We start from the raw sequence: 9,224 nt of genomic DNA, 5'->3' as shown, positions 1-9,224 counted from the left end.
AGTCCGAGTTTTTGGGCGCGTTCCTCCGTGATGGGGGCGCAGATCAGACCGCGTCCGAATTTGGCCATGAAATTGACATGGGCTTGAGTCACCTTCGCGGCAGCGATCACGAGGTCGCCTTCATTCTCGCGGTCGGCGTCATCCGTCACGATGACCATGCGCCCACGGCGAATATCGGCGATGACTTCGGAGATCGGATCGAAATGGACTTTGCTCATGCAACCTTGAATTTAAACCGGATTTTCCTTTTGGAGAGAAAGACTTTTCCTTTTTTGGCCTGAAAAGCATACAGGGCGAAGGATCGGTTGATCGCTTCGCCCTGTGGGTTGCTTAACCAGCGACGTGAGTCGCTAGGGGGAAATCATTGGCAGGCTTCGCATTCTTCACCATTGCGCATGGCTTCGATGGAGCAGGCCTTTTTCTCTTCTTCCGTGAATTCAGTCTTAGCTACCGGAGCCGCTTCGACTTCCTTTTTGACGGAGACCGTGATCTTCGCGCTGTTGGAAGCCTGCTGGCTGCGGAGATAGTAGGTCGTCTTCAGGCCGACATGCCACGCCCGCCGATACATATGGCTGAGCGTCTTGAGGTCGGGCTGAGCGAGGAAGAGATTGACCGATTGGGACTGGTCGATCCACTTCTGGCGGCGGGCCGCCGCATCGAGGATGGCAGGGTAGCCGACGGAAAAGACCGTCGCATGTTTTTCCTTCAACGCGGCCGGGATGCCGGGGATATCCTGCAGCTCTCCGTCGAAGTATTTCAACTCGTCGGCCATCGACTCGTTCCACAGGCCCATCTTCTTGAGATCCAGCACGAGCTCGCGGTTGAGCACGATGAACTGCCCCGAGAGGTTTTCTTTGACGTAGAGGTTCTTGTAGTTGGGCTCGATGCAGGGGGTGGTGCCCATGATGTTCGAGATGGTGGCGGTGGGGGCGATGGCGAGGACGTTGGAGTTGCGCATGCCGTGTTTGGCGATTTTTTCGCGGACGACGGACCAGTCCATTTTCCCGCCGCGCGGGACGTCGATCTTGCGGCCGCGCTCCTGCTCGAGGAGATCGACGGTGTCCTGCGGGAGGAGGCCGCGGTCCCATTTGCTGCCTTTGTAAGTCTGGTAGGTGCCGACTTCGGAGGCGAGGTCGCTGGAAGCGTTGTAGGCGTAGTAGGCGATGGCTTCCATGAACTCGTCGTTGAACTCGACGGCGGCGTCGGAGGCGAAGGCGAGGTTGCGCTTGTAGAGGGCGTTCTGGACGCCCATCACGCCGAGGCCGATGGGGCGGTGGCGGGTGTTGGCGGTTTTCGCGGCAGCGGTGGGGTAGAAGTTGATGTCGATGACGTTGTCGAGGGCGCGGATGGCGACGGTGATGGTTTCCTTGAGCATCTCGTGATCGAGCGCGCCGTCACGGGTGATGTGGGTGTCGAGGACGACGGAGCCGAGGTTGCAGACGGCGGTTTCCTCGTCGGAGGTGTTGAGGGTGATCTCGGTGCAGAGATTGGACGAGTGGATGACGCCGCAGTGGTCCTGCGGGCTGCGGACATTGCAGGGGTCCTTGAAGGTGATCCATGGGTGGCCGGTTTCGAAGACCATTTTGAGCATGGATTTCCAGAGTTCGAGGGCGGGCATCTGGCGGGACCAGATTTTTCCTTCTGCGGCTGAGGCTTCGTATTCGCAGTAGCGTTGCTCGAAGGCCTTGCCGTAGAGGTCGTGGAGATCGGGGACTTCGTTGGAGCGGAAGAGGGTCCAGGTGCCGCGCTCTTCCATGCGTTTCATGAAGAGGTCGGGGATCCAATTGGCGGTGTTCATGTCGTGGCAACGGCGGCGCTCGTCACCGGTGTTTTTCCGGAGGTCGAGGAAGTCCTCGATGTCGTTGTGCCAGGTTTCCAAATAGGCGCAGCCGGAGCCGCGGCGTTTTCCGCCCTGGTTGACGGCGACGAGCTGGTCGTTGTGGAGCTTGAGGAAGGGGATGATGCCTTGCGATTCGCCATTGGTGCCTTGGATGTAGCCGCCGGTGCCGCGGACGGCGGTCCATGAACCACCGAGGCCCCCGGCCCATTTGCTGAGGAATGCGTTTTCGGCGATGCCGCGATACATGATGGACTCGATGGAGTCGTCCACCTTGTAGAGGTAGCAGGAGGAGAGCTGGCTGTGGAGGGTGCCGGAATTGAAGAGGGTGGGGGTGGAGGAGCAGAAGCGGCGGCCTTTGTAGAGGTTGTAAAGGCGGATCGCCCAGCCTTCGGCGTCCTTTTCCTCTTTCTTGAAGAGGCCCATGGCGACGCGCATCCAGAAGAATTGCGGGGTCTCGATGCGGCGGTTTTTGCTGCCGGTTTTATCGACGATGAGGTAGCGGTCATACATCGTCTGGATGCCGAGGTAGTCGAAATCGAGGTCGGCGGTGGGATCAAAAGCTTCGGAGAGTTTGTCGAGGTTGTAGGTGTCGAGCAGGTCCGGGTGGAGGCGCTTGATGGCGACGCCGTGCTTGAGGTATTTCTTGAAAGCGGCCTTGTGGGCCTGCTTGAGCTTGTCCACGCCGTCGCGGGTGATGGACCAGTCGAGGACTTCCTCGTAGATGTAGGAAAGGAGGATGCGGCCGGCGAATTTCGAGAAATCGGCGTCTTTTTCGATGAGGGCCTTGGCGTTGAGGATGATGGTGTTTTTGAGGTCCTTTTCGGAAATCTCGTTGCCGACGGAGCGGCGGAGTTCGCGGTCGATCTCGGCTTCGTTCATGTTCAGGTCGAGGCCGATGGAGGCGTAGGCGATGCGCTTGCGGAGGTCGGTGCCGTCCCAGAAAGAGGAGATGCCTTCGTCGCTGATGACGGTGACCATCAGCTCTTGGTTCGGATCCTCGGCGAGGTCCTCCTCTTCCTTGCGCATGCGGGCGCGCTCGTCGCGGTAGCGGACGTAGTGGGTGGCGGCCTTGAAGTGGCCTTGGCGCATGAGTTCCTCCTGCACCATGTCCTGGACGTCCTCGATGTGTACGAATGAGGAATCGCCGCGGCGGATGCGGTCGGTCACGCCCTTGGAGACATCGACGGCGGGCTCGGGGTTTTCCTTGATGGTGAGGAAGGCCTTTCTAACGGCGATTTCGATCTTGGTCTCGGACCATGGGACGACGTTGCCGTTGCGGCGGATCAGGCGGACGGGCAGGGCGTGAGGGCCGATGTGGACATCGACAGCGCCGGTTTTTTCCATGGAGCGGCGGAAGGCGAGGGATTTTGCGACGTCGTAGGCCTCGTTCTCCAACAGGGCTTTTTCAATGAGCAGATAGAGATCGGCCTCGGAAAGGCGGAGGCGGCCGTCGGCTTTAAGAGAGTCGGTCAGAAAGGCGGCGACGGAGTGGGCGACGTCTGAGACGAACTTGCGGTTGACGTCGGAGAAGATGGATTTTTCGTCCTCGCTGCGGGAGATGAGGAGGTCGGCGAGGGAATCGCCGATGGCGTCGGCGACGTCTTCGAGGGAGAAGTGGGAATCGGTGGTGCCGCGGGTGATGGTGATGTCGGTGACGGGCTGGCGTTTCTCGGTGGAGAGGACGTCGCGCCAGGCGAAGCCGCGGTCGGTTAGGGTGAAGCGATCCGTTACTACCTGCTTGAGGGCGAGGTCTTCGTTTAGGTTAAGGGAGCGGTACATGGGATGGAGCGTGGCGAGTTTTTGGAGAGGAGATGGGAAGAATGAGAAGGTTCGTTGCGGCGAGACGCCGCAACCACGTTGCTTACAGTTCGTCGTCGTCGACGGTGGAGAGGGCGGAGGCTTTTTGGTATTCGGTGACGCGGCCTTCGAAGAAGTTGGTTTCCTTTTTGATGTCCATCATTTCGGCGAGCCATGGGAATGGGTTGCTGACGGATTCGTTGAGCGGGGCGAGGCCGCAGGAGATGAGGCGGCGGTCTGCGATGTAGTCGATGTAGGTTTCGAAATCGGCGGAGTTGAGGCCGATGCCGGCGACGGGGAGGCAGTCGCGGATGAATTGTTTTTCGAGGGTGATGCCCTCTTTCATGGTGGCGCGAAGGTCCTCGCGGAAATCCTCGGTCCAGACGTCCGGGTTTTCGTCGATGAGGTCCATGAGGAGATTCCGGAAGACTTCGATGTGGTTTGACTCGTCACGAAGAGTGTAGCGGAACATCTGGCCGATGCCGGGGAATTTGTTCTGGCGATAGAGGCTGAGGATCATGCCGAAGAGGCCGTAGAACTGGGTGCCTTCCATGACCTGACCGAACATGAAGATGTTCTTGGCGAGAGCCTGCTTGTTTTCGGTGATCGTGAGATCGATGTCGCGGCGGAGGGCCTTGCTGTTGGAGCAGACGAAGTTGTTTTTCGCCGTGATGGACGGGATGTCCTCGAACATCGCCTCGCACTCGTGGGGATTGATGCCAAGCGAGGAAATCATGTAAACGAGGCTGTCGGCGTGGATGTTTTCCTCGTGGGCGTGGCGGCCGAGCACGAGCTTCAGTTCGGGGGCGGTGACCACCTCGCGGACGACGTGGAGCACGTTGTCACCGACGATGCCTTCCGCGGCGGAGAAGTAGCCGATGCCCATTTTGATGATCCAGCGCTCGACGTCGGAAATCTCATCGGAGCGCCACTGCTCGACATCCTTCTGCATGGTGATGTCCTCGGGCTCCCAATGGTTGTTCTTCATGGTCTTGTAGAGGTCATACGCCCACTGGTATTTCAGCGGGAGGATGTTGAAGAACATGGTTTCCTTGCCGTTGATCACGCGTTTGCCGGCGTAGGCGAGTTCGGCTTTTTCGCGGTCCAGAACGAAGGTTTTGTTTCCGAGAGAGACGGTGGTGGTGGCGGCAGGAAGGGTGTTGGACATAGAGTTTGACGAACTTGGAAAGTGGGTGAAATTGGACGTTGCGGCACAGATGCAGCGTCGCGGAGACTGCCAGCAATTGGTACGCCGGGTCAAACCGATTTTGCTCATGTGGTATCCACAAATTATTCACAATACAAGATGTGGTGTTTTGTCAGCGGTGTTTACCATGTAAAAATCGAGCAGCGTCTAGGGCTTGCGACGATCGATGAAAGAACCGGTTCGCAGGTCTAGGGGTAAAGAAATCTTCCTCTATTTGTTAGGGAAACGGGGCCGAGTTGAAATTTGAAAAAATTCCTTAATTTTTACGAAATGTCATCTTTGGGGGAGTGGTTTTCGTCGCAAGCTGTTGGTCAGGAAATGTAAAACATTTTCCCGACACGGGAGTTCCGGAAATTTGACCTCGGGGGCATGAAAAAGCCGCATGATTTCGCGTGAAATCATGCGGCGGAGGAGTGGCGGATTTATCCTAAAAAGTCGGATTTTCAGTGGGTCGATCCGCGAATTGCGGTTTCGAGCTGTTTTTTCAATACCGGGATTTTGGTTTGGGTCACGTCCCAGACCAGCTCGGGATCGACCGAATCGTAACCATGGATCAATCGGTTTCGCAGGCCGACGATGCGTGGTAGGTCCGGAATGATTTCGACGAGTGAATCATCCTCCTTGGCTGCGGCTCCAAGGGCCTCGCCGATGATCTCGAGCTGGCGCTCAACGGCGGATTGGAGAAGCGCTGAACCGAGTAAGGTATCCATGGAAACGCCTTTCAGGAATTCCCGAATTCGGTTGCAGGCATCCCTTGAATCCTCAAGCCGCTTGATGGTCTTCGGACTCATAAATCGCGACAGATTCGCGGTTGAGGGTTGCCGCAAAGCGGGGATTGCGGATCGATCCCGGAGTCAGGAGATCGACTTTTCTACCGAATAGCCGCTCCAAGGATAAGGCGAAATTCAAATAGCGATCCGCATAACCCGGTTCGCGGGTCGAATGGAAAACTGCGATCACATCCACGTCGCTGGTCGCCGGATTGAAATCAGCCCGCACGGAAGAGCCGAACGCCGACAGTTTGAGAACGCCATACTCCTCGCAGAGTCTGGCGATTTCGTCCGCATGGATGGAAAACAAGGCGTTCAAGGCGATTGCAAGATGCCGAAGAGGTGGCAGTGAGTCAAGGTGAAGGGTTTTCGCCGATTTAGAGGAAATCAGAATTTCCAGTCGTGCTGATCCAGTTCGCAAACGCACGCGGCGAGGAGTTGGATGCAGGCGGCGAGGTCCTCCTTGTGGCAGGACTCGATGGTCTGATGGATGTGGCGGGTTGGGATGGAAACGGCTCCGGAAATGGATCCGCCGGCGACCATGCGCTGGAGGCTGCCGGTGTCGGTGCCGCCGGCGGCGAGGATTTCCGGCTGCCACTTGATCTTGTGGCGTTTGGCGGCGGATTTCATGAACTCGATCATCCGGTAGTCGCAGATGACGGAGGAATCCATCAGCTTGATCGCCGCGCCCTCGCCGAGGGAGGTGCAGCGTTCCTGTGGGATTGAGCCGGGAACGTCGTAGGCGATTGTCGTATCGAGTCCGAAACCGAAATCCGGCTGGATCTGAAGCGCGGATGCCTGGGCACCACGGAGGCCGACTTCTTCCTGAACGGTGAAAACCGCGTGGAGGTCGTAGGCGGGCTTGCGCTTGGATTTCTTTAGCTCGCGGAGGGTTTCGATGAGGACAAAAACGGAGGCGCGGTTGTCGAGGGATTTCACGTTCACGCAATCGCCGAGTTCGATCAGCGGCGAGTGGCGGGTGACGAAATCGCCGACCGCCACGATCTTATCGACTTCCTTTTTCGGCAGGCCGGTATCGATGAAGAAGTCGCTGAGTTTGACGGTCTTGTTCTTCTCCTCGGGCGACATGATGTGGACCGGCTTGGAGCCCATGACGCCCATGATGTCCTTGCGGCCGTGGATGATGACGCGCTGGGAAGTGAGAGTTTTGGGGTCGAAACCGCCGACTCCGTTGAAGCGGACAAAGCCCTTGTCATCGACGTGGGTGACGATGAAACCGATCTCATCCATGTGTGCGGCGACCATGGCTTTTTTCGCGGCCGACTTGCCTTTTTTAAGGGCGATGACGTTGCCCATGTTGTCCACGCGGACGTCGTCGGCGAGCCCCTTGAGCTCGACGAGGACGAGTTTGCGGATTTCCTTTTCAAATCCGGGAGCGCCGGGAGCTTCACAAATACGGGCCAGCAGGGGAACATCGATAGGCATGATGTCCGGCAAACTAGCGGCTGGCATGCCGGTGACGAGCGGAAATGTAAGGCGGGAGTAGGAAATAATTGCGACTTGGCGACGGGCGGCGGCGGGTTACATTCTGCGCATGAAAGGACGTTTGATGATCGATCTGGCCAACCTGCCGGAAGAGGGGAAGGAATTCGCGGGCGAGCTGCCGAAGGAAATTTTCGACCTGCCGGAAGGCGACGCGCAACCCGTGGGGCCGTTGGAATATGAAGTTTGGGCGCAGCGTTTCGGCTCCGAGCTTTTGCTAACAGGAGTCCTGACCGCGCCGTTCGAATTCACCTGCGTGAGGACCCTGCATCCCTTTGTGCAAACGATCCGTTTGGAAAACGCCGCCGTCTCGATCGAGATCGAGCGGGAAGGGGAAATCGACGCCACCGATGCCATGCGCGAGGAGGTTTTGATCAACTTCCCGGTGGACCCGCGGTGCGAAGAAGGAGACGTGCCGCAGAAATGTGAAATCGATTCCCGATATTTATCAGTGGACAAGTCGGCGGAAGATGAGCTACCCACTCCGCCCCGCGCCGAAAGCGACGACCGATGGTCCGCTCTCGACATCCTCAAGGACCTCAAGGACCAACCTTAACCATACTACGACCATGGCCGTACCAAAACGCCGCCAATCCAAAAGCCGCTCAAAAATGCGCCGCGGCGCCACCCGCTGGCGTGCACCGATCTTCAAGAGCTGCTCCGATTGCGGAAGCAGAATACCTTCGCACATCGCCTGCCCATCCTGCGGCAGCTATCGTGGCCGTCAGGTGCTCGAAGTCGAAGCACTCTGAAGCTGACTCTTCGTTTTTTGAATCGATTGCCGCTTGAGGATTTCCTCCTGCGGTAATTTTTCGTTTTTTGCATTTCACCCCTTGATTCTCGATCCTGCATGAAAGTCGCCCTGGACGCCATGGGTGGGGACCACGCCCCCGCCGTCAATATCGGAGGAGCCATCGACGCGCTGCGTTACTATCCGAAGTTGCAACACCTTTATCTGGTGGGCGTTCAGGAAATTCTCGAAGCGGAGTGTCATCAACAAGGGCTCGATCTCAATGATCCCCGAGTGAGCATCGTTCACGCGCCCGAAGTCATCGGCATGGCCGAGCCGGGTGCGAAGACCGTACGCCGCAAAAAGCTTTCGTCGATCAATGTCGCCATGGAAATGATCAAGGACGGCCGTGCCGACGCCTTCGTTTCCGCCGGAAACACGGGTGGCGCGGTGGCTTCCGCGACTTTGAAACTCCGCACCCTGCCCGGCGTGGACCGCGCCGGCATTGCCTCCGCCCTGCCTAACGAATACGGCATTTGTCACATTCTCGACGCCGGTGCGAATCCGGAGGCGAAACCGGAACACCTTGTCGCCTACGCGATCATGGGCACCGCTTTCGCCCGCGGCGTTCTCGGTGTGAAGGAACCGAAAGTCGGCCTGATGTCGAACGGCGAGGAAGACGAAAAAGGCACCACTTTCACCAAGGAAACGTTCAAACTGCTCAAGCAGACCCCCGGCATCAATTTCGTCGGCAACGTCGAAGGCCGCGATCTTTTCGAAACCGAGCTCGACGTCGTCCTCTGCGACGGATTCGTCGGCAACATCATGCTCAAGACCATCGAGGCCACCGCCAAAGCCGTTTCCAAGTGGCTGAAGGCCGAGATCCAGGGCAACCCGCTGCGCATTGCCGGAGCCATGCTGGCCCAAGGTGCTTTCAGGGCGCTCAAGGAAAAAAGCAGCTACGAAACCTACGGTGGCAGCCCGCTTCTCGGCGTCAACGGCGTGGTCATCATCGCCCACGGATCGTCCACTGCGCTCGCCGTCCGCAATGCGATCCGCGTCGGCATGGAAACCGTCGAAAGCCGCGTCAATCCACGGATCGAAGAAGCTCTGGCCGCCATTCCCAAGGTCACTGCGGCCGAAGTTTGATTTCCCGGCCCCGGGATTAATCCGGTTGTGTCCGGTTCCGGCCTTGCCAACGCTTTAAAAACCCGTAGTTTCGCGGTGAGCAGGTATTTCCCACCTCCTACACCCGCATCCGGCCGAGTGCCTACAGATTCACCCCAATTTCCCCGGGTCGTGAAATCGGCCCGCGGCTAGGAAAACCGGAACACCTGCCTCACGGGCGGCGGCGCAAGCCGGCTGTTTCCGACACGG

At 58.2% G+C, this 9,224-nt stretch carries 9 protein-coding genes; 3 read left to right on the top strand and 6 right to left on the bottom strand.

Annotated elements, in window-relative coordinates:
- The 6 genes from ABIQ96_RS03760 to ABIQ96_RS03735 form a co-directional block, all read right to left on the bottom strand.
- On the bottom strand, window positions 1-218 hold a 218-nt coding region (locus ABIQ96_RS03760; RefSeq protein WP_348213211.1), incomplete at its 3' end, for a 3,4-dihydroxy-2-butanone-4-phosphate synthase.
- A 143-nt stretch (window positions 219-361) separates the two neighbouring features.
- Window positions 362-3,619: a ribonucleoside-diphosphate reductase subunit alpha gene (locus ABIQ96_RS03755; RefSeq protein WP_348213210.1), complete on the bottom strand. Its 3,258-nt coding sequence runs from the start codon at window positions 3,617-3,619 to the stop codon at window positions 362-364.
- 82 nt (window positions 3,620-3,701) lie between these two features.
- Window positions 3,702-4,805 carry a ribonucleotide-diphosphate reductase subunit beta gene (locus tag ABIQ96_RS03750; RefSeq protein ID WP_348213209.1) on the bottom strand — a complete coding sequence of 368 codons (1,104 nt, stop codon included), beginning with the start codon at window positions 4,803-4,805 and terminating at the stop codon, window positions 3,702-3,704.
- A 482-nt stretch (window positions 4,806-5,287) separates the two neighbouring features.
- Window positions 5,288-5,635, bottom strand: coding sequence for a HepT-like ribonuclease domain-containing protein (locus tag ABIQ96_RS03745; protein ID WP_348213208.1), 348 nt, complete (start codon window positions 5,633-5,635; stop codon window positions 5,288-5,290).
- Complete coding sequence (locus ABIQ96_RS03740; protein WP_348213207.1) at window positions 5,607-5,933, bottom strand: nucleotidyltransferase domain-containing protein; 327 nt, start codon at window positions 5,931-5,933, stop codon at window positions 5,607-5,609. Before ABIQ96_RS03740 ends, ABIQ96_RS03745 begins: the two co-directional genes overlap by 29 nt.
- A gap of 68 nt (window positions 5,934-6,001) precedes the next feature.
- The gene (locus ABIQ96_RS03735) at window positions 6,002-7,060 is read right to left on the bottom strand and encodes a M42 family metallopeptidase (RefSeq protein ID WP_348213213.1); all 1,059 of its coding nucleotides are present in this window, start codon (window positions 7,058-7,060) and stop codon (window positions 6,002-6,004) included.
- Between the two features lie 109 nt (window positions 7,061-7,169).
- Between ABIQ96_RS03735 and ABIQ96_RS03730 the strand changes: the two genes are divergently transcribed.
- The 3 genes from ABIQ96_RS03730 to plsX all read left to right on the top strand — a co-directional run bounded on the left by ABIQ96_RS03730 (window position 7,170) and on the right by plsX (window position 8,996).
- Complete coding sequence (locus ABIQ96_RS03730; protein WP_348213206.1) at window positions 7,170-7,673, top strand: hypothetical protein; 504 nt, start codon at window positions 7,170-7,172, stop codon at window positions 7,671-7,673.
- Between the two features lie 13 nt (window positions 7,674-7,686).
- Window positions 7,687-7,869 (top strand): 50S ribosomal protein L32, encoded by a 183-nt coding sequence (gene rpmF, locus ABIQ96_RS03725; protein WP_348213205.1) that lies wholly within the window; start codon window positions 7,687-7,689, stop codon window positions 7,867-7,869.
- A 98-nt stretch (window positions 7,870-7,967) separates the two neighbouring features.
- Window positions 7,968-8,996: a phosphate acyltransferase PlsX gene (plsX, locus tag ABIQ96_RS03720; protein WP_348213204.1), complete on the top strand. Its 1,029-nt coding sequence runs from the start codon at window positions 7,968-7,970 to the stop codon at window positions 8,994-8,996.
- Window positions 8,997-9,224: the final 228 nt, after the last annotated feature.

It is taken from the genome of Luteolibacter sp. (assembly GCF_039920825.1).
Classification (GTDB): domain Bacteria; phylum Verrucomicrobiota; class Verrucomicrobiia; order Verrucomicrobiales; family Akkermansiaceae; genus Luteolibacter.
The sequence above is the reverse complement of the archived record's forward strand: the minus strand, read 5'-3'. Positions and strand labels throughout refer to the sequence as shown.